15 protein-coding genes and 1 tRNA gene are annotated in these 21,249 nt (G+C 54.9%); 13 read left to right on the top strand and 3 right to left on the bottom strand.

What is annotated here, in order from left to right:
- Positions 1-35: 35 nt before the first annotated feature.
- The 10 genes from AC6I8V_RS12080 to AC6I8V_RS12035 all read left to right on the top strand — a co-directional run bounded on the left by AC6I8V_RS12080 (position 36) and on the right by AC6I8V_RS12035 (position 11,437).
- On the top strand, positions 36-2,639 hold the full coding sequence (locus AC6I8V_RS12080) for a hypothetical protein (protein WP_497842497.1): 2,604 nt from the start codon (positions 36-38) through the stop codon (positions 2,637-2,639).
- Positions 2,640-2,786: 147 nt separating this feature from the next.
- Positions 2,787-3,755 (top strand): HNH endonuclease signature motif containing protein, encoded by a 969-nt coding sequence (locus AC6I8V_RS12075; RefSeq protein WP_497842496.1) that lies wholly within the window; start codon positions 2,787-2,789, stop codon positions 3,753-3,755.
- Positions 3,756-3,898: 143 nt separating this feature from the next.
- Positions 3,899-4,621, top strand: coding sequence for an RNA polymerase sigma factor FliA (locus AC6I8V_RS12070; RefSeq protein WP_013509526.1), 723 nt, complete (start codon positions 3,899-3,901; stop codon positions 4,619-4,621).
- A 49-nt stretch (positions 4,622-4,670) separates the two neighbouring features.
- Positions 4,671-5,174, top strand: a complete 504-nt coding sequence (fliZ, locus tag AC6I8V_RS12065) for a flagella biosynthesis regulatory protein FliZ (protein WP_497842495.1) — start codon at positions 4,671-4,673, stop codon at positions 5,172-5,174.
- Between the two features lie 131 nt (positions 5,175-5,305).
- On the top strand, positions 5,306-6,292 hold the full coding sequence (locus tag AC6I8V_RS12060) for a D-cysteine desulfhydrase (protein ID WP_497842494.1): 987 nt from the start codon (positions 5,306-5,308) through the stop codon (positions 6,290-6,292).
- Positions 6,293-6,392: 100 nt separating this feature from the next.
- Positions 6,393-7,193, top strand: coding sequence for a cystine ABC transporter substrate-binding protein (tcyJ, locus tag AC6I8V_RS12055; protein WP_497842493.1), 801 nt, complete (start codon positions 6,393-6,395; stop codon positions 7,191-7,193).
- A complete protein-coding gene (gene tcyL, locus AC6I8V_RS12050; RefSeq protein ID WP_497842492.1) occupies positions 7,193-7,861 on the top strand; it encodes a cystine ABC transporter permease in 669 nt (222 codons plus the stop codon). Before tcyJ ends, tcyL begins: the two co-directional genes overlap by 1 nt.
- On the top strand, positions 7,858-8,610 hold the full coding sequence (gene tcyN / locus AC6I8V_RS12045) for an L-cystine ABC transporter ATP-binding protein TcyN (protein WP_497842491.1): 753 nt from the start codon (positions 7,858-7,860) through the stop codon (positions 8,608-8,610). The genes tcyL and tcyN overlap by 4 nt, the downstream gene beginning before the upstream one ends.
- 237 nt (positions 8,611-8,847) lie before the next feature.
- The gene (locus AC6I8V_RS12040) at positions 8,848-9,939 is read left to right on the top strand and encodes an acyltransferase family protein (protein ID WP_497842490.1); all 1,092 of its coding nucleotides are present in this window, start codon (positions 8,848-8,850) and stop codon (positions 9,937-9,939) included.
- Positions 9,940-10,354: 415 nt separating this feature from the next.
- Positions 10,355-11,437: an acyltransferase family protein gene (locus AC6I8V_RS12035; RefSeq protein ID WP_497842489.1), complete on the top strand. Its 1,083-nt coding sequence runs from the start codon at positions 10,355-10,357 to the stop codon at positions 11,435-11,437.
- A 37-nt stretch (positions 11,438-11,474) separates the two neighbouring features.
- Here AC6I8V_RS12035 and putA read toward each other — a convergent pair whose 3' ends face one another.
- Positions 11,475-15,419: a trifunctional transcriptional regulator/proline dehydrogenase/L-glutamate gamma-semialdehyde dehydrogenase gene (putA, locus tag AC6I8V_RS12030; protein WP_497842488.1), complete on the bottom strand. Its 3,945-nt coding sequence runs from the start codon at positions 15,417-15,419 to the stop codon at positions 11,475-11,477.
- Between the two features lie 448 nt (positions 15,420-15,867).
- Between putA and putP the strand changes: the two genes are divergently transcribed.
- A complete protein-coding gene (gene putP, locus AC6I8V_RS12025) occupies positions 15,868-17,352 on the top strand; it encodes a sodium/proline symporter PutP (protein WP_497842487.1) in 1,485 nt (494 codons plus the stop codon).
- A gap of 698 nt (positions 17,353-18,050) precedes the next feature.
- Entirely contained in the window at positions 18,051-18,839 is a 789-nt protein-coding gene (gene phoH / locus AC6I8V_RS12020; RefSeq protein WP_497842486.1) for a phosphate starvation-inducible protein PhoH, read from the top strand.
- Between the two features lie 157 nt (positions 18,840-18,996).
- Here phoH and AC6I8V_RS12015 read toward each other — a convergent pair.
- Positions 18,997-19,084, bottom strand: a tRNA-Ser gene (locus AC6I8V_RS12015).
- Between the two features lie 245 nt (positions 19,085-19,329).
- On the opposite strand from AC6I8V_RS12015, the gene phoA reads away from it, so the two are divergent.
- A complete protein-coding gene (phoA, locus tag AC6I8V_RS12010; protein ID WP_497842485.1) occupies positions 19,330-20,736 on the top strand; it encodes an alkaline phosphatase in 1,407 nt (468 codons plus the stop codon).
- Positions 20,737-20,794: 58 nt separating this feature from the next.
- On the opposite strand, the gene AC6I8V_RS12005 is transcribed toward phoA, so the two are convergent.
- The gene (locus AC6I8V_RS12005; protein ID WP_497842484.1) at positions 20,795-21,244 is read right to left on the bottom strand and encodes an NUDIX hydrolase; all 450 of its coding nucleotides are present in this window, start codon (positions 21,242-21,244) and stop codon (positions 20,795-20,797) included.
- Positions 21,245-21,249: the final 5 nt, after the last annotated feature.

Genomic DNA, 21,249 nt, shown 5'->3' with positions numbered 1-21,249 from the left:
TTAATGGATTACTGTTATTTAAGAGGGAAAAATATATGCCGAATAATAGCGTGGATGCGACCGCCGGAACCATGATGCCAACCCGCAACGTAGCGGGTACCACGACCCGATTATCTGCCCCATTACGATTATCCAATACACTCACGAATCCAATAACGATGACGCCGCCGTCGTTATTACCTAATAACCCCGCGATCGCGCGTAACATCCCTATACCAACCCTTGTCGCTTCAGGTGGGAGCCGCAATCTCTCAATTGCACCAGCGCGCGGGAATTTATCATTGGCTTCTGTTACGAATATTTATCGACCCGCGCCGGTGTTGTTAATAAATAGTATGCAGCATGACGGGAATATCCGTATCGAAAGCGGTCCGCCAGCGGTAAGGGCAAGTGAATTATTAAGAAATAAATCAAAAGAGCAGACGTTATCCAGAGAGAAACCGTCGCTGACGAAAAAGTCTGGGGTGCGTTATGTAGAAAGCCGTGGCAACCGAAAAAGAGAAACGCAGCTGGCCACTACCAGTACCGAAAGAGGCAATCTTTCGGATGAAAAATCCCTCGATCATATGGTTCGTTTTCTCTCGCAGAATGCCCCGCATGTAAAAAATTCGGTCCTCAGCAAGATTGCACTCTCTTTGTGCAGTGATTTAAGCGGTTTTATCGACAGAAAAATCACCGCTGCACAGCCACTTTCCAACATAGAAGAGATAAACTTCAAAAATATTCTGCATAATTTCTTATCCGTCTATGATGAAGAAAGGCTCGGAGAAATCATAGACAGCATCATAACAAGTGAGATTCCTCCAGCGGAAAAAAAGAACCGGGTCGGGCATTTAAAGGCGCAGGCGAAATCCTGTCAGCGTGCCGCGAAAAGTTATGCCTTTCATGAACAGGTCAGGCTGAAAAAAAGGGATGGCATTGACCCATTGAAGACGTTTATCAATGTCCTCAATGATGATCTGGTGAATATTTTGGTGAGTTCAGGTTTGACGCCACAACAATTTATTGAATTTGTTGAAATGACAGACGTCGCTAAGCTGATTCAGGATCTGGCATTGCTGGGGGTGGGTTTAGATGAATTAGACGACCAATTGCAGGATATCGTCAACGATCCCGAACTGCCTGATAATTTCCGGCGTATTAATGAACATTCGGTTCAACAGCAGATCCGGTTGATGAAAGATATGTTTGATAAAATATTACTGCAAATCAGCCCGTATGATGATCAAATAGATTTTGACGCGTTGAGACTCAGGAGCGATCGGGAAGAGGAAGACGATTATAATGTAGATTATTATAACTATACTGACGATCTGGCTGAGCTGATAAACAGAAGCAACCTGGATCCTGATGAAGTTATCGCGCACCGGGTCAAACGGTTGTTTGAAATACGCTTTCTGGACCGCCTGCCCGGTGACATCCTCTTCGAGCAGGTTTTGCAGCATAGTCCTCTTTTTATGGCCCGAAGCGTCATTAATGCTGAGCAGAGAGAATTATATTATGATGGCGTTCTTTGCCAGAAAAGTATTAAGCAGCATCTGACCAGCGAACGTTACGCCAGAATGAAAAGTTTTTTGCGCGATATGGTTATTGCCCCGCTGGTCATCGGCGAAGGTTTTCCGGTGACACAGATGAATCTGGCTGGGCTGCCTTATGGCGATAAAGGATTCAGCATTGAATATCTCTGCCGCGAGTTTATCGATAACCTGGCTATTTCGCATGAGCGCCTCGCTATTATCGGGTTATATTGCAATAGTCATGAACAATTCACCGCGATTACCAAAAAAGGCAAGGTTGATATTGACTGGATGAGTGGCTTCAACGATGACAGTCTTGAGAAGTTATTTCAGGCCCTGCCTGATCCTGAGCAGAGTAATGAACCGGACAACTTTTTATTACTCTATTCCCTGCGCAGGATCGGTCAGCAGATTCTGGGCAGTGAATTTAATGATAAGCAAATTGCCAGATTGATCGAAGATGCGCAGCCCGCGTTCACTAAGCGACTCCTGAATACCGACCAGCTCGCCTACTTACTCTTTTCACATCCGTATGGCAGTGAAGGGCTACGGGGCATCGTTACTATTGCCGCGGAGATGAGCGCGGAGCGAGGCGAAGGGGAAGAACCTTACCGCCCCCAGGGTGACTGGTACCGGCTGGTGGCAACGCTGGCGGGTGGCGAAACCTACCGCGAAAAACTTAATGTGCGCCAGCAGACCTTACAGACGCAAATCGATGCTATTCCGGCAGACGCGCTGTACAGCGACCTGGCACATTCGCAGGGCATCACGATTTTTCAGGAGAATGAAGACGGTGACTTTATTGCCCGTTACGATCCTGATGGCGGTATCTCCCATGAGCCGCCATCGCAACGTCTGAATCAGCCTTTCCTGGCGCTACGTCCTGATACTTTACTGGTCTTCGATCGTTGGGGAAGGACCAACACCGGCTTTCAACGGGTCAGAAATACCAACTTTTCTGCACTTCAGGCGGTGATTGAAATGCAGGGGGCTGATTTCCGTGCCGCCCACGGTGTTTCTCCGACGGACGCGGAACGTCATGATAACGTGGAAAAATTAGCCACTGACATCATCGCGCGTTTTAAAAGCAGACCGGCTGATTCGCTGCCGAAGCAGGTGTAATCTCTCGCCTGGCGGCGCGCGAGATCGCGCCGCGTTTCCCTGCCAGAAAAAAGTAACCATCCTGTTACAGAACCCTCCGGATCTGCCGATAACACCCTTCAGAATCACTCGAAATTTGCATCATTTTTTCCTTTTTCTGGGGTGTCTATGCGCTTCAATTATGACTTGTTACCCGGTGAGCTACTGACCTTCGAAGAGATTGCGTTGCGCTATGCGCAGCAGCATCCCGACGAAAAAGAGCTTACCGCACGCGGGTTGCTTAGCCCGTCAACCAGCTATCGCAATTTGATTATCCGCGCGCTGTTTGCGCAGGCGGAAATTAATAGCCCGCTGGAGGATCTGCTGTTTGTCTCCGACGATAACGAACGCAAAAACTATCTGCGCCGTTTTGAGCACTATCTGAAGAACCAGCAGGCTTTTCTCTATTTTCGTCGCACCGATGAAATAAAGAAGGAGAACCGCTGGAAGGTGGTGGGGGAAACGCGCGTGTATGCGATGCTCGATCCCCATTCCGCCGAGGCGCAGAACCTGCTGGCGAGTCGCGGCTTCAAGCTGGTGTTGATGCGCCAGAATGAAGAGGATGAGTTCTGGCAGCTGTTTGATCCCCAGGCGTGCCCCTGCTTCCCGCTGTCGCGCAAGGTGCAGTTCCTGGTGGTGCTGAGCACGCCGCAGCATAAAGTCCCCAACGCGGTGATGCCCGGTACTGAGGTGGGGCGTCGCGTCAAAGCGAAGGTGTTCCAGCATGCCAGCCAGGCTGAGTTCAACGCGGCGGTGAAAGCGCGCTACGGCGCCTGTGTCATCACCGGTACGCGGCTCACTGAACGCCACAGCTGGCCGTGGGTGGAGGCCTGCCATATTGATACCCAGGAAAATGACGAAGGCTTCCTCGCCGATAACAGCGTGGATAACGGTTTGTTCCTGCGCAGCGATTTACAACGGCTTTTTATCAACCGAATGTTAAGCATTGACGCGGAAACCGGCCGGGTACTGTTTAATTCTCAGCTGGAAAGTGACGAGAACATTAGCCCTTTTTATCAAGCGCTTGATGGAAAAACCTGTGCGCTGTGGGACAACGTGCCGCCCGGCACGCGGCAGCGTCTGCGTAATCTGCGCTAATCCCTCCCAGGATGGCGGTCGCTGACGCCGCCATCCATTACAAAATTGAAATAAACGCGCTTTGCCTGCCTATTCTGCCAATCAAAACACCCTACAGAATTGGATAATCATGCCGATAACTTTATTAACGCAGGGTAGTCAACGTGAACGATCTCTATACCGCCGATGGCGTGATGGATAAACATTCGCTCTGGCAGCGCTACGTTCCTCTGGTGCGGCATGAAGCGCTGCGCTTGCAGGTTCGTTTGCCAGCCAGCGTTGAACTTGACGATCTGCTGCAAGCAGGTGGCATTGGTTTACTGAATGCCGTGGAACGCTACGACGCGCTCCAGGGCACCGCCTTTACCACTTACGCAGTGCAGCGCATCCGGGGGGCAATGCTGGACGAATTGCGCAGCCGCGACTGGGCGCCTCGCAGCGTGCGTCGTAATGCGCGCGAGGTGGCCGGTGCCATGCATCAGGTAGAGCAAGCGATGGGGCGCGCGGCTACCGAGCAGGAAGTGGCTGATCAACTGAATGTTTCGCTGGAGGAGTATCGGCAGATTCTGCTGGATACCAACAACAGCCAACTCTTCTCTTACGACGAGTATCGGGAAGAGCACGGTGACAGTGCGGAGCTGGTGACGGAAGGGCATGAGGAAGCCAACCCACTTCATCAACTTATGGAAGGGAATCTGCGTGAGCGCGTGATTGAAGCGATCGAGGCATTGCCTGAGCGTGAAAAATTGGTGCTGACACTGTACTACCAGGAAGAACTGAACCTGAAGGAGATTGGCGCGGTGCTGGAAGTGGGCGAATCCCGCGTCAGTCAACTGCACAGTCAGGCGATTAAACGCCTGCGTGCCCGATTAACGGGAGCGCGCTGACAGACTCAGTTCCTGGCGATCCAAAAATAATAAAACCGGGGACTCAGCAATGGGAGCCAAATCCAAAGCCAGACCTTTAAGTCGCTATCTTAAAGACTACAAGCACAGCCAAAGCAATTGTTCACATTGTGGCAAAGTTCTTGACCGTATGGCGTTAGTATTTCGCGGCCAGATCATCAATAAAGAGGCCATCGCACGCATGGACCAAATGATTGACGATCAGGTCTGGATGAAACTCCAGCCGGAATTGACAGCATTGTGTCGCTTTTGTAGCGATATTTTTTGTAATACTCATCCGAATTACTTCGATATCATGGCGTTCAAACAATACCTCTTTGAACAGACTGAGATGAGTCACAGCACCATACGTGAATATGTGGTGCGGTTACGTCGTCTCGACGACATGCTTAGCGCAAAAAATTTCCCGGCTGAACGTTTACGGGGCAACAGCTGGCATGAATGTCTGGAAAACGACTTACCCGATGCCGGTAATAACAATTACCGCATCGCACTGCGCAAATACGACCAGTTTTTAGGCTGGCAGCGTAGCTGAGTGTGATCCTGCCCTTGTTGTTGTCGAAGACGTCAGCAACAAGGGCCGCTCGGAATGATTTCCGGGTGCGCCTTTTCCCATCTTCTGCAACACTGTAAGAATAATCGCACTTTGCCCGAATGGAGGCTGCATTGTCCTTACATCTTCTGCACCAGTTCCCGCGTCTTGAGCTGCTGGGTGCACCCACGCCGTTAGAACATCTGCCACGTCTTTCTGACTATCTTGGTCGTGATATTTTTATCAAACGTGATGACTTCACGCCGGTGGCGCTCGGCGGTAACAAACTACGCAAACTTGAATTCCTCGCGGCGGATGCCTTGCGTGAAGGGGCGGATGTGCTGCTGACGGCTGGGGCTATCCAGTCTAACCATGTGCGGCAGACCGCTGCCGTTGCGGCGCGTCTCGGCCTGAAATGTGTCGCGCTGCTGGAAAACCCGATTGGCACCACGGCGGAAAATTACCTCAGCAACGGCAACCGTCTGTTGCTGGATCTGATGGACGTTGAGGTAGTGATGGTTGACGCGCTTCACAATCCGACAGCGCAGCTGGAAGAGCAGGCGACGCTGCTGGAAGCGCAGGGTTTCCGTCCTTATGTGGTGCCGGTTGGCGGGTCGAATGCGCTTGGCGCGCTCGGCTACGTCGAGTGCGCTCAGGAGATTGCCCATCAGAGCGAAGGGGTCGTGGATTTCGCTGCGGTGGTGGTGGCGTCCGGCAGCGCAGGCACCCATGCCGGTCTGGCCATTGGCCTTGAGCAGCTGCTGCCGGACAGCGAGCTGGTGGGCGTGACGGTATCGCGTAAAGTGGCCGATCAGCTGCCAGTGGTGGAACGCATTCGCAGCGCGCTGGCGCAGCAGCTGGAAGTGCAGGCGCGTGCGCCCATTACCCTGTGGGATGACTATTTCGCCCCGCGCTACGGTGAGCCAAATGAAGAGGGCATGGACGCGGTGAAACTGCTGGCCCGACTGGAAGGCATTATGCTCGACCCGGTCTATACCGGGAAGGCGATGGCGGGTTTGATCGACGGTATCAGCCAGAATCGCTTCCGCCGCGAAGGTCCGCTGTTATTTGTGCATACCGGTGGTGCACCGGCGTTATTTGCTTATCATCCTTCGGTCTGAGACGCGGGCGAAAAAAAGTTTATAATCCGGCCGTTATTCGCCTGACCCGGCGAAATAACGCACACAACACACACAACTTACAAATAATAATGGGGTAAATATGGCTTTCTCACAGGTTCGTCGCCAGCTGGTGATGGGAGTGATGGCGGTGGCGCTGGTCGCCGGCTTTAACGTGAAAACCTTCGCGGCAGAAAATCTGCTGCAAAAAGTAAAAGATCGCGGCACGCTGCTGGTCGGGCTGGAGGGCACCTATCCGCCGTTCAGCTTCCAGGATGAAAGCGGCAAGCTGACCGGGTTTGAAGTGGAATTCGCACAGCAGCTGGCGCAGCACCTCGGCGTGAAAGCCAGCCTGAAGCCGACCAAATGGGACGGGATGCTGGCGTCGCTGGACTCCAAACGCATCGATGTGGTGATCAACCAGGTCACCATTTCCGACGAGCGTAAAAAGAAATATGACTTCTCTACCCCGTACACCATTTCTGGCGTGCAGGCGCTGACGCTGAAGAAAAACGCGGGCAGCATCAACAAACCGGAAGACCTGTCTGGCAAAAAAGTGGGTGTCGGCCTCGGCTCCAACTACGAGCAGTGGCTGCGTGACAACGTCAAAGGCGTGGATATCCGTACCTATGATGATGACCCGACCAAGTATCAGGATCTGCGTTCTGGCCGCCTCGATGCCATCCTGGTTGACCGCCTCGCGGCACTGGATCTGGTGAAGAAAACCGGTGATACCATGGCCGTTGCTGGCCCGGCGTTCTCCCGTCTGGAGTCAGGCGTGGCGCTGCGTAAAGGCAATGACGATCTGCTGAAGGCGATTAATGCCGCCATCGCCGATATGCAGAAAGATGGCTCGCTGAGCAAACTCTCTGAGAAATGGTTCGGCGCGGACGTCACTAAATAATGCAGGAAAGTCTCAAACTGGTGCTGGATTCAGCACCATTTTTACTGAAAGGCGCGCTGTTCACGTTGCAGCTGAGTATCGGCGGGATGTTCTTCGGCCTGATCCTTGGCTTTGTGCTGGCACTGATGCGTCTGTCGCACTTCTGGCCGATCAACTGGCTGGCGCGTTGTTATGTCTCGATCTTTCGCGGTACGCCGCTTATCGCCCAGCTGTTTATGATCTACTACGGTCTGCCGCAGTTTGGCATCGAGCTGGACCCGATTCCTTCGGCGATGATTGGCCTGTCGCTGAACACCGCGGCTTATGCCTCTGAATCCCTGCGTGGCGCGATTGCCGCCATCGAACGTGGACAGTGGGAAGCGGCCGCCAGTATCGGTATGACGCCGTGGCAAACGCTGCGCCGCGTGATCCTGCCGCAGGCGGCCCGCACCGCGCTGCCGCCGCTGGGTAACAGCTTTATCAGCCTGGTAAAAGATACGTCGCTGGCCGCAACCATTCAGGTGCCGGAGTTGTTCCGTCAGGCACAGCTGATAACCTCGCGTACGCTGGAGGTGTTCACCATGTATCTGGCGGCCTCGGTGATTTACTGGGTGATGGCAACCGTGCTTTCAGCCTTGCAAAACCGGCTGGAAGATCAGGTTAACCGTCAGGATCGGGAGGCGAAATGAGTGCGATAGAAGTACGTCAGCTGGTGAAGCAGTTTCACGGTCAGACGGTGCTGCACGGAATCGATCTCGACGTCGCCTCCGGCGAAGTAGTGGCGATTATCGGGCCGAGCGGGTCGGGTAAAACCACCTTGCTGCGCAGCATCAATCTGCTGGAAGTGCCCAACAGCGGCACGATCCGCGTCGGCGATATCAGTATCGATGCGTCGCTGGGTATGAACAAACAGAAAGAGCAGGTGCGTCGTCTGCGTCAGCAGGTCGGCTTCGTGTTTCAGAACTTCAATCTGTTTCCCCATCGTTCGGTGCTGGAAAACATCATTGAAGGTCCGGTGATCGTCAAAGGTGAGCCGAAAGCCGAAGCCATTGCGCGCGCGCGTTCGCTGCTGGATAAAGTCGGTCTGCACGGCAAGGAAGAGAGCTTTCCACGCCGTCTGTCCGGTGGACAGCAGCAGCGCGTCGCCATCGCCCGGGCGCTGGCAATGCGGCCGCAGGTGATTCTGTTTGATGAACCGACCTCGGCGCTCGATCCGGAGCTGGTGGGAGAGGTGCTGAACACCATCCGCGCGCTGGCGGAAGAGAAACGCACCATGGTGATCGTCACCCATGAGATGAGCTTTGCCCGTGACGTTGCGGATCGCGCCATCTTTATGGATCAGGGGCGTATCGTGGAGCAGGGGGCGGCGAAGGCGTTGTTCAGCAATCCGCAACATGCCCGCACCCGGCAATTTCTTGATAAATTTCTTAATCAATAAGCACCAGCGCCGCCGCTGACAGGTGGCGCTGGCTTATCATTTCCCCTCCGCTACCCCCTCAGTTTCTTCTGAAAAAATAATTCCCTGATTTTTATAACTTGCTGAAAAAAAGCGCTTTATACCTGTACCTGTCATTCTGAATTTGGACTGAGAATTTTTTCAGAGTCCGTCCCATTGAGACAAATTTATAAATATAAATAATTCTTTACAAATTCATGGCACAATCAGGATTAAACAATGACGGCAGCCAGGAAAGAAGTCCTCTGGATCAACACGCTGAAAGGCGCTTGCATTTTGCTGGTGGTACTGCACCACTCAATCATCACAACCTTTGCCCCATCGCTGCGCTATCTGACCGCCGGCATCGTACCCGGTACGTGGTGGGTGATCTTCAATACCTATCTCTCCCCGTTACGTATGCCCGCTTTCTTCTTCGTTTCCGGCCTGCTGGCCGCCAGTGCGATCAGCAAAAAGAGCTGGAAAGAGGTGTTCACGAAGAAGTTCAGCAATATTCTCTACCTCTATCTGCTGTGGGGGGTGATTCAGTGGCTGAGCATTCACTACATCTCGACCCATCTGATGGGCGATCGCTTATCCAGCGCCAAAAACGCCGCCTATGCGGACTCGCCGCTGGAGTTTGTAAAGCTGCTGCTGCTGTCGATGACCAGCCTGTGGTATCTCTATGCGCTGGCGGGTTTTTTCCTGTTTACCAAACTGTTTCATCGCCAGCGGATCGCGCTGGTGCTGCTGGCGATCGTCGCTAACTATGCGGCGCAGTTCAGTCTGATCCCCGGCTGGGGACCGGCCAGCGTGGCGCAGAATTACCTCTACTTCCTGCTCGGCGTGTTCTTCAGCCAGACGCTGATTGAAATCAGCAGCCTGAAGCGCCAGCACTGGCTGCTGCTGGCCGGTATTGCGCTGATTGGCGTGGCGCACCATGTGGGCGGCATCTATAAAAATCCGTTCTACAGCCTGCTGACTATCGTGTTTGGCATCGTGCTGTGCCGTTTCCTGAATGAACGTTTCAATATGGCGTGGCTTAACTGGATTGGACGCAACACGTTGCAGATCTATGTGTTGCACCGCATCTTTATCGAGTTGCTCGGCCTGAGCGCGCTGGCGCTGGCGTTGCACTATGGCTGGTTTAACCATGCCGCCTTTAGCTGGGCATGGGCGCTGCTGATGCCGGTGATCGGTGTGGCGCTCTGTACCTCGGTGTCGCTGCTGGTATGGACGCTGCTCAACCGTGGGCCGGGTCGTATGCTATTTCTCTATCCACGTTTACTGCGTAAACCCCAGGCAGAAGTGAAGCCCGCATCCTTGCCCTGATATTTGCCGGGCCAGTTTAAACTGGCCCGAATTATTTATCTCGCTAGCACAACCGTTATATTTCCGCTTATCCATTTGCCACATATCATCCTGACGCTATGCTGCCTTGATTAATAGATGGTTGGCCTGGGAGAAAATGTTCTTAATTATTTACTGCATTTATTTGCCGTTGAACTGTGTTGATGTTGCCTTTAGTGATTAAATTAACGCGAGAAATCATTAGCCTGCTTATTTGTAAAGAAATGCAGCACTACGTAAATCATTGTTATATCAGGGCCAGTAAAAAACTTTTAGGACTTTCGCTACAGTCAGCCCCCGCCTCCTGCCCGATAATCCCCCCAATAACTAAAAATGTATTTCCCTATTTGTCTACCTCACATTTCGCGTTCAGACCTACACAGCGGGAGTTAATCATATGAATAACACCAGGAGCGAAGAGATATTGTGGGTAAACACCCTTAAGGGTGCCTGCATATTTTTAGTGGTGCTCTACCACACGGTATTACCGGGATTTGAGAACACATTGCACTTTCTCTCGGCGGGATGGATCCCGGCGGAAATATGGGTGAAGTTTAATACGGTACTGTCGCCATTACGTATGCCTGCGTTTTTCTTTGTGTCGGGTTTACTGGCAACCAACGGGATTATGAATCGTCCGTGGAAGCAGGTATTTACCAGCCGTATTACCAACCTGTTTTATCTTTATATTTTGTGGGGATTTATTCAGTGGTGGTCAATTATCGGTATTTCTTCCGAGATCACCGGACAACGCATTTCGGATAATCTGAATGCAGCTTATGCCGGGTCGCTGCTGGAATTCCTCAAGCTGACGTTCCTTGGCATGAGTACGTCATGGTACCTGTATGGACTGGGGATTTATTTCCTGGGTGCCAAAATTTTCCGTCAGCACAAGCTGGCATTACTGGCAGTGGCGGTGGTGCTGAATTATCTGGCGGTGGAAAAGATTATTCCCTACTGGGGGCCGCAGAGTGTGGCGCAATATTTCCTGTTCTTCCTGCTGGGCACCTTCTGGAGTCCTCTGATGTTGCGTCTCAGCGAGTGGCGGCGTGAAAACATCGTGCCCTGGGCGCTGCTGGCGGCCATGGCCGGTATTCACGTCATCATTGGTCTGGATAAAAGCCTGTTCCTGTGTCTGATTGCGGTGCTGGGCAGCGTCGCGGTTTGTCGCTGGCTCAACGCGCATTTCCGTATGACCTACCTCAACTGGATAGGCCGCAACACCTTACAGATCTACGTCATCCACCGTATTTTTATCGAATACTTTGGCATGTCGGCGATTCTGTTTGCACAGCGTCATCATCTGTTCGAACAGACGTGGTTCTCCCTGCTGTGGGCCTGTTTCTACCCGATTGCCATCGTCGGTATCTGTTCGTTGTGTTCGGTGGCGGTGTGGTCGGTGACCAATCGCGGGCTGGGACAGTCGTTGTTTGTCTTCCCGACGTTGATCGGGATGAAGCGAAGTAAATCGGCAGCGTAAATCACCTGGGCGGCAGCAATGCCGCCCAGGTCTTTTATCAGCCGATGGTCATCAGGCTGGCATTTCCTCCTGCCGCGGCGGTGTTGACGCTGAGCGAGCGCTCAATCAACAGACGTTCCAGCAGCAGATTGGTTTCTCCACGGGCAAAGCCCTGCACCGAAACAATCGCACCGTCGCGTGCGGCAACCTGCTCGCACAGGCTGCGCAGCTGATCGGCATCCCCGTGGTAGATCACCGCATCGAACTCTGCCGCCAGCACATCTTTCGCCAGCGTAATACGTTGCTGAACCAGCGCAGGCAGGGCGGCGCGCAGCGAACGATGCAGTTCATCGTCCTGCCACAGCGCCTGGCTACCGACGCTGGTCACCGCCGCCAGCTGCGTCAGGGCATCCTGTTGGTTGTCGGCGATACACAGCACCTGCTCACGCGGCAGCAGGGTGAAGGTATTGCGTTCACCGGTCGGACCCGGCAACAGACGCACCGTACCGGCCTGCGCCAGCTGGTCATAACGTTGCGTCAGCGCCAGCAGCTCAGGCTTATCCTGCGCCCATTGTTGCAGCGCCTGATGAGCGCTCAGAAGGCTGGCGCGCAGGGTGCCATCGACCGGACGCTCAGCATCCTGGCGATCAAAGGTGGTGCGCAGTGCGCCATCCGGTCGGTTGGCCAGCAGGCGGTAAAGATACAGCGGCCCCCCGGCTTTCGGACCGGTGCCGGACAGGCCTTCGCCGCCGAACGGCTGCACGCCCACCACTGCACCCACCATATTACGGTTTACATACAGGTTGCCGACCTTCGCCCCGGCGGTCACCTGGGCAATGGTTTCGTCGATACGGGTATGCACGCCGAGCGTCAGACCGTAGCCGGAAGCATTGATCTGGTCGATCAGCTGCGGCAGCGTATTACGCGCAAAACGCACAACGTGCAGCACCGGACCAAACACCTCTTTATCCAGATCGCTCACCTGGTTCAGCTCAATCAGCGTAGGCTTAACAAAGGTGCCGGAAGCCCACTCTTTGCTGTCCTGCGGATTTTCCTGCACCGCCTGATACACGGTAAGGCCTTTATTCCGCATCGCCTGAATATGGCGCTCGATATTGGCTTTGGCTTCGGCATCAATCACCGGGCCGACGTCGGTGGATAAACGCTCCGGGTTGCCCATGCGGCATTCAGCCATCGCGCCACGCAGCATTTTCAGCGTGTGGTCAGCGACATCGTCCTGCACGCACAGCAGACGCAGCGCCGAGCAGCGCTGGCCCGCGCTATCGAACGCCGAGGCGACGATATCCACCACCACCTGCTCGGTCAGCGCCGAGGAATCGACGATCATCGCATTCATGCCGCCGGTTTCGGCGATCAGCGGCGTTGGACGCCCCTGCGGATCGAGACGACCGGCCAGGTTACGTTGCAGCAGCGTCGCCACTGCGGTTGAACCGGTAAACATCACGCCACGCACGCGTTCATCGCCAGTCAGCTGGGCGCCCACGGTTTCACCGAGACCCGGCAGCAGTTGCAGCACGCCCGCCGGGACACCGGCATCCAGCATAATCTGTACCGCCTGTGCGGCGATCAGCGGCGTTTGCTCCGCCGGTTTTGCCAGTACGCTGTTGCCCGCCGCCAGTGCCGCGGCGATCTGGCCGCTGAAGATCGCCAGCGGGAAGTTCCACGGGCTGATACAGACGACCGGGCCGAGTGGACGATGGGTTTCGTTGTCGAAATCGTCGCGTACCATGCCCGCGTAGTAATAAAGGAAGTCGACCGCTTCGCGCACTTCGGAAATGGCGTTGTTGTAGGTTTTACCGGCTTCACGCACCAGCAGGCCGATCAACTGCTGCATCTGGCCTTCCATCATCTCCGCAGCGCGTTCCAGAATGGCGGCGCGCTCCTGCGGCGGGGTGGCAAACCAGATCGGGCCGGCATTCACCGCGGCATCCAGCGCCTGTGACACTTCCTGTTCGCTGGCTTCGCGCACGCTGCCGACCACATCCGCAGGCGCGGAGGGGTTGAGCACCGGGCGGCTGCTGCCGTCACCCAGCTCGCCTTCAATCAGCGGCTGGGCCTGCCACGGCTGGCTGGCGCTGTTCAGCAGGGCGCTGGAGAGTGACGCCAGACGGTGTTCGTTGGCCAGATCCAGACCGGCAGAGTTGACGCGTTTGGCGCCATACAGCTCGCGCGGCAGCGGGATTTTCGCGTGTGGCAGGCCAACCGCGCCTTCGATCGCGCCAATCTTCTCCACCGCCGCTACCGGATCGGCCACCAGTTCATCAATCGGCAGCGAAGTATCGGCAATGCGGTTAACAAACGAGGTGTTGGCACCGTTTTCCAGCAGACGGCGAACCAGGTAAGCCAGCAGAGTTTCGTGGGTGCCCACCGGGGCATAAATACGGCACGGACGATTGAGTTTGCCGTCGGCCACTTTCCCCACCACCTGTTCATACAGCGGTTCGCCCATGCCGTGCAGGCACTGGAACTCGTACTGACCCGGATAGTAGTTATTGCCCGCCAGCTGATAAATCGCCGCCAGGGTATGGGCGTTGTGGGTGGCGAATTGCGGGTAGATCAGATTAGGGACCGCCAGCAGTTTGCGGGCGCAGGCCAGATAGGAGATGTCGGTGTACACCTTGCGGGTGTAAACCGGATAGCCTTCCAGGCCGTCCATCTGTGCGCGTTTGATTTCGCTGTCCCAGTAAGCCCCTTTCACCAGGCGGATCATCAGACGACGGCGGCTGCGTTGCGCCAGATCGACCAGGTAATCGATCACAAACGGGCAGCGCTTCTGGTAAGCCTGAATCACAAAGCCGATGCCGTTCCAGCCTTCCAGCTCGGGTTCAAAGCAGAGTTTTTCCAGCAGGTCGAGCGACAGTTCGAGGCGGTCGGCTTCTTCGGCATCGATGTTAATACCGATATCGTACGAACGCGCCAGCAGCGTCAGGGATTTGAGGATCGGATACAGCTCCTCCATCACACGCTCGTATTGTGCGCGGCTGTAGCGCGGATGCAGCGCCGACAGTTTGATTGAGATGCCCGGACCTTCATAAATGCCACGACCGTTGGACGCTTTGCCGATGGCGTGGATCGCCTGCTGATAGGAGACCAGGTAGGCTTTGGCATCGCTGGCCGTGAGCGCCGCTTCCCCCAGCATGTCATAGGAGTAGCGGAAGCCTTTCTCTTCCAGTTTGCGCGCATTGGCCAGCGCTTCGGCGATGGTTTCGCCGGTAACAAACTGTTCGCCCATCAGACGCATCGCCATATCCACCCCTTTACGGATCAGGGGTTCGCCGCTCTTGCCGATGATGCGGTTCAGCGAGCGCGACAGGTTGGCTTCGTTATGGGTGGAGACCAGGCGGCCGGTGAACAGCAAGCCCCAGGTGGCAGCGTTGACGAACATCGACGGGCTGCGACCAAGGTGTGATTGCCAGTTGCCATTGCTGATTTTGTCGCGGATCAGGGCGTCACGCGTCGGTTTGTCGGGAATACGCAGCAGCGCTTCCGCCAGACACATCAGTGCAACCCCTTCCTGCGAAGAGAGGGAGAACTCCTGCAACAGGCTTTGCACCATCCCGGCGCGCCCGGTTGCACCTTTCTGGTGCCGGAGTTTATCAGCGAGGGTGTAAGCCAGCTGATGGGTTTTCTCTGCCAGCGGGGCAGGGAGGCGCGCCTGTTCCAGCAGCATGGGGACGGCATCGGTTTCCGGGCGACGCCAGGCAGCGGTGATGGCCGAGCGCGTAACCGACTGCGGCAGGATCTGTTCAGCGAAGTCGAGGAACGGCTGCAATGCCTCTTCTGGCGCGCTGTCATCCTGGGCGGCATCGCTGTGTTGCAGTGGGATTTCCGGTAGCGATTCACCCGTTTCCAGCTGCGACAGATAGTTAAAAATCGCCTGCTTAATCAGCCAGTGCGGCGTGCGATCAATCTTCTGCGCCGCCAGTTTAATACGGTCGCGGGTGGCTTCATCCAGCTTTACCCCCATGGTGGTGGTTCCCATGCTTTCCTGTTCCTCAAAAAGAGTCGGTTGATGTTCTGTGTGGCAGCACTATCACTCATGTTGCAACTTTGTGCAACCATGTTAAATGTGGCCGCAGTTGTCCGTAAATCAACGGTCTGACGGTGTTTACAGCAAAAGCGGCATGGATATTGCTGCAAAAACCTCGCCAACGTTGCAACCCGATACGACTTAATTTTGTTGGGTGAGTAGTCAGGTGCAACTAAAAGTGTGAGGTGGCGCAACCTATTGATATGCGGTCGGCGAAGGTGAGTGAGCTTGCTGTGGCTGCTGTGTTAAATGCATTGTGCCCGTCGCGGCTTTGCGGCAGGATACCGCGCCTTAACGGAAATCGCTTTCCCGGCTGCGGTAAAGCTCTGATGCTGCCTCGTTCCGGTGGCGTCAGGAAAAGGATTTCTTTAGGAAATCGAATAATAAATGGAGAGATAGAATGAGTGTAAGTACACCGATGTTGGTGACTTTTGTGGTTTATATCCTCGGGATGGTGACGATAGGATTTGTCGCCTGGCGTTCGACTAAAAACTTTGACGACTATATTCTCGGTGGCCGCAGTCTGGGGAGCGTAGTCACTGCGCTGTCTGCCGGGGCATCGGATATGAGTGGCTGGCTGCTGATGGGCCTGCCTGGGGCCATTTTCCTGTCAGGCATTTCCGAGAGCTGGATTGCCATCGGCCTGACCATCGGCGCCTGGCTGAACTGGAAAATCGTTGCCGGACGTCTGCGGGTGCAGACGGAACATCACAACAACGCCCTGACGCTGCCGGACTTCTTTACCAGCCGCTTTGAAGATAACAGCAAAATCCTGCGCGTTATCTCGGCGGTCATTATCCTTATCTTCTTTACCATTTACTGCGCCTCGGGCGTGGTTGCCAGCGCCCGTCTGTTTGAAAGCACCTTTGGGATGAGCTATGAAACCGCACTGTGGGCAGGGGCTGCTGCCACCATTCTTTATACCCTGGTGGGCGGGTTCCTTGCGGTGAGCTGGACCGATACGGTTCAGGCCAGCCTGATGATTTTTGCGCTGATCCTGACGGCAGTGATTGTTATCGTGGCGGTGGGCGGCCTTTCCGACTCGCTGGCGGTGATTGAGGCTAAGAGCCTCGAAAACATCAACATGCTGAAAGGCCTGAATTTTGTGGCGGTGATTTCGCTGCTGGGCTGGGGTCTCGGCTACTTCGGCCAGCCGCATATCCTGGCGCGCTTTATGGCTGCCGACTCCCATCGCTCAATTCGTACCGCGCGTCGAATCGGCATGACCTGGATGATCCTGTGCCTGGCGGGCGCGGTGGCGGTTGGCTTCTTTGGTATTGCCTACTTCCAGAATCACCCGGACCAGGCGGCTGGAGTCAGTCAGAATGGCGAGCGCGTGTTTATCGAGCTGGCTCGCATTCTGTTTAATCCGTGGATTGCCGGGATTCTGCTGTCGGCCATTCTGGCGGCGGTGATGTCTACCCTGAGCTGCCAGCTGCTGGTGTGCTCCAGCGCGCTGACGGAAGATCTCTACAAAGGCTTCCTGCGTAAAAATGCCAGCCAGAAAGAGCTGGTGTGGGTAGGGCGTCTGATGGTGCTGCTGATTGCCGTGATTGCTATCGCGCTGGCGTCGAATCCGGAAAACCGTGTGCTGGGACTGGTGAGTTATGCCTGGGCGGGTTTTGGCGCGGCCTTTGGTCCGGTGGTGCTGTTCGGCGTGTGCTGGCAGCGTATGACGCGCAACGGCGCGCTGGCCGGTATGGTCATCGGCGCGCTGACCGTGCTGGTGTGGAAACATTACGCCTGGCTGGATCTGTATGAAATCATTCCGGGCTTCCTGTTCGCCAGCATCGCAATTGTGGTGGTCAGCCTGATGGGACGTGAACCCTCTCAGGCGGCTCAACAACGTTTTGCTGCCGCGGAAGCGGAATACCTGACGAAATAAACACGTCAGGCAACCCGGCCCGTCTCGTTTCATGAGGCGGGCTTTTTTTTTGGCGCTGCACGAAAAAACATTTCCCGGCGGCTAACCATTATCGCGGGCCGCCGCCAAGACCGGGTTGATTAATAAATACACAGCCGGTTGGCGCTTAATCGCACGCGCGCCTGCTCTCCTTTCTGTTTTTCCCCAGCATGGCCCGGCAGCCCCGGTTTCCGATTGTTCCTAAAAAGTTTAGCCAGGCCTCAATTATCCATCTTACTGATAAGGCTAATAAATTTAATTTAAGGCCCAGGCTGCTTGTAGCGGGTCGCTACTTTTTGTTAGCCGCCAGGTAAAATTAGTGTTGCAAACCACCGCAAATATGATGCACTTTATTCATAAGCGTTGTCAGATGTGTGGCTAAGGTCACTGGAGTTCGCGCATGATTCGGTCCTTCAACGGACAGGTAAATACCCTTCAATACACGCAGTACTCTGCGGGGGCTTTCTTCCCTCGTAAGTTTCCTCTTCACTTTTCACTATTCGTTCTTTTTCAATCTCAAATATCAAACCGGTGCGCTACAGCGTTTTGGCGTTGTTGCACACTTTTCTCAATGGCTCGAAACGGCTCTAAAGGAAGCCACATAAACCTCTAAAGCGTTCACGTCATCGCATCAGGACAATCCCTGTAGCGATAAATGAAACCAACTGTAAGGTGCCACTATGGGAAGACAGAAAGCAGTGATCAAAGCGCGTCGTGAAGCCAGACGAGTGCTTCGGAATGACTCTCGCAGTCATCGTCAGCGTGAAGAAGAATCGGTCACTTCGCTGGTGCAGATGGGTGGGTTGGATTCAATTGGCATGGCGCGTGATCTGCGCGACCGCTCGCCGATTGAGGCCAGAAATGATGCTCAGGCGCACTATCTTAATGCCATAGAAACGAAACAGCTTATTTTCGCCACCGGTGAAGCCGGCTGCGGGAAAACCTGGATTAGCGCAGCCAAAGCGGCTGAGGCCCTGATACATAAGGATATCGACAGGATAATCGTTACGCGCCCGGTTCTGCAGGCGGATGAAGATCTTGGATTCCTCCCCGGAGATATTTCCGAGAAATTCGCCCCTTATTTCCGGCCGGTCTATGACGTTCTGGTTAAACGTCTTGGCGCTTCCTTTATGCAATACTGCCTGCGTCCCGAAATCGGCAAAGTCGAAATCGCGCCTTTCGCGTATATGCGCGGACGCACCTTCGAAAATGCCGTGGTGATTCTGGATGAGGCGCAAAACGTCACCGCCGCGCAGATGAAGATGTTCCTGACGCGCCTTGGCGAGAACGTGACGGTGATTGTCAACGGGGATATCACCCAGTGTGATTTGCCGCGTGGCGTGCTATCGGGACTCGGCGATGCGCTGTCGCGCTTCGAAGAGGACGAGATGATAGGCATTGTCCGTTTCGGCAAAGACGACTGCGTCCGTTCGGCCTTGTGTCAGCGCACGCTGCATGCTTACAGTTAACCATTGAGAGATTGAATTCAGGCAAAACCCGGCTCAGGCCGGGTTTTTTTATGCGTGGCGAGAGTGCAGCGCGGGCAGGTAACGTTTTAAGTCCGTCATCCTGACAAAAAGACAAAGAAAAAAGCCTGAACTTTCGTTCAGGCTCTTCTCTAAAATATGGCGGTGAGAGGGGGATTCGAACCCCCGATACGTTGCCGTATACACACTTTCCAGGCGTGCTCCTTCAGCCACTCGGACACCTCACCACATTTTGTTCGCTGACCTCAGCGGGCCAACGGGGCGCTACTATAGGGAGTTAGCCGAAAAGGGTCAAGCTCTATTTTCTCCTTTTTTTCTATTCGCTTAAGCACTGAGCGGATTGCTTTAAGCCTGTCCGTATTGGCGATTCTGTCATCGAAATAATGTTTGCCAGTCACAAAAGCGTCACGGGATTGTCGCAGACTTGTCCGCGGAAACATTTGGTTATATTTGTGAATAAGGATGCTTATAAATGAAACAGATACCTCTGATGACAGTGCCACTCCTCGCTTCTTTGCTCGCGGCTCCGGCCGTGGCAGATGACTCCGGCTATTCCCGCGCCGCCACCGGCGACCTGACCCAGCACGGCGGCGCGCGTCGTCTTACTGGCGATCAAACTGAGGCGCTAAAAGCCTCTCTGAGCAACAGCACGGCGAAAAACGTGATCCTGTTAATTGGCGACGGCATGGGGGATGCGGAAATCACCGCCGCGCGTAATCAGGCAAGGGGCGCCGGTGGCTTCTTTGCGGGCATTGATGCGCTGCCGCTGACCGGTCAGTACACGCATTATTCGCTGGATAAGAAAACCCACAAGCCGAACTACGTGACGGACTCGGCAGCGTCCGCTACTGCCTGGGCGACGGGCACCAAATCCTACAATGGCGCGATTGGCGTTGACGTCAATGGCAAAGATCAGACAACCCTGCTGGAGCTGGCTAAAGCCGCCGGTAAGGCCACCGGCAACGTTTCCACCGCAGAATTGCAGGACGCGACGCCTGCGGCGTTGATCGCCCATGTGACCTCACGTAAATGCTATGGCCCGGAAAAAACCAGCGAGCTGTGCCCGACTAACGCGCTGGAGCAGGGGGGTAAAGGATCGATCACCGAGCAGCTGCTGAAAACCCGTGCAGACGTCACGTTGGGCGGCGGGGCGAAAACCTTTAGCGAAGTGGCGAAGGCGGGGGAATATCAGGGAAAAACGCTGCGTGAACAGGCGCAGGCCTTGGGCTATCAATGGGTGGATAACCTTGAGGGTATGAACGGCGTTCAGCAGGCCGATCAGCAGCAACCGCTGCTGGGCCTGTTCGCTGATGGCAACATGCCGGTGCGCTGGCAGGGACCCAAAGCCAGCTACCACGGCAATCTGGATAAGCCGGTGGTGACCTGTGAAGTGAATAAAGATCGTCCGGCAAGCACCCCGACGCTGGCACAGATGACGCAAAAAGCGCTCGAGCTGCTGAGTAAAAACGACAAAGGTTTCTTCCTGCAGGTGGAGGGCGCCTCGATCGACAAACAGGATCATGCTGCCAATCCCTGTGGACAGATTGGTGAAACTGTCGATCTCGACGAAGCGGTGCAGCAGGCGCTGGCATTTGCTCGTGAGCATGGCGATACCCTGGTGGTGGTGACGGCGGATCACGCCCACAGCAGCCAGATTATCGAAAATGGCACCAAAGCGCCGGGGCTGACGCAGGCCGTCAACACCAAAGATGGCGCGGTGATGACCATCAGCTACGGCAACTCAGAAGAGGATTCGCAGGAACATACCGGCACGCAGCTGCGTATTGCGGCCTACGGCCCCCGTGCGGCCAATGTGGTGGGATTGACCGATCAGACCGACCTGTTCTTTACCCTGCGGGACGCGATGGGCATTAAGTAAGTCGCAGATAAAAAAATCCACGCGTAAGCGTGGATTTTTACTGTGAGCCAGCACGGGCTTAATGTTGCTGTGCCAGATAATAACGGATATACGTCCGATACTCCCCGGACATGTTCTCCGGCAATTCATCTGGCGGAAAGAAGGTCAGATCGTCGCTTTCACTGGGGTCATTGATCATGACGCCTGACCACTCCTCAGCCCGATAAAGCGCGGTGATTACGTTAATCTCATCGTTATTTTTCAGGGTGAAGGTAAATTCAGGCCCCGAAAAGATGCCCAGCTGATGCAGCCGGTGCACATCCAGATTGGTTTCCTCTTTCACTTCCCGCAACGCGGCTTGTTCAAGCGACTCGCCAGGTTCCAGCAACCCGCCGGGTAATCCCCAGCTGCCGTCCTTGCGCAGTTGCAGCAGGATGCGGGACTTTACGTCAGTGATGATGACGTTCGCGCCTGCCAGCAGCAACAGGCGATGTCCAATAAGGCTGCGCATTTCTTCAACGTAGTTCAATTCGC

The organism is Pantoea sp. X-Soil-TKNS-1207, from assembly GCF_059730485.1.
The sequence above is the reverse complement of the archived record's forward strand: the minus strand, read 5'-3'. Positions and strand labels throughout refer to the sequence as shown.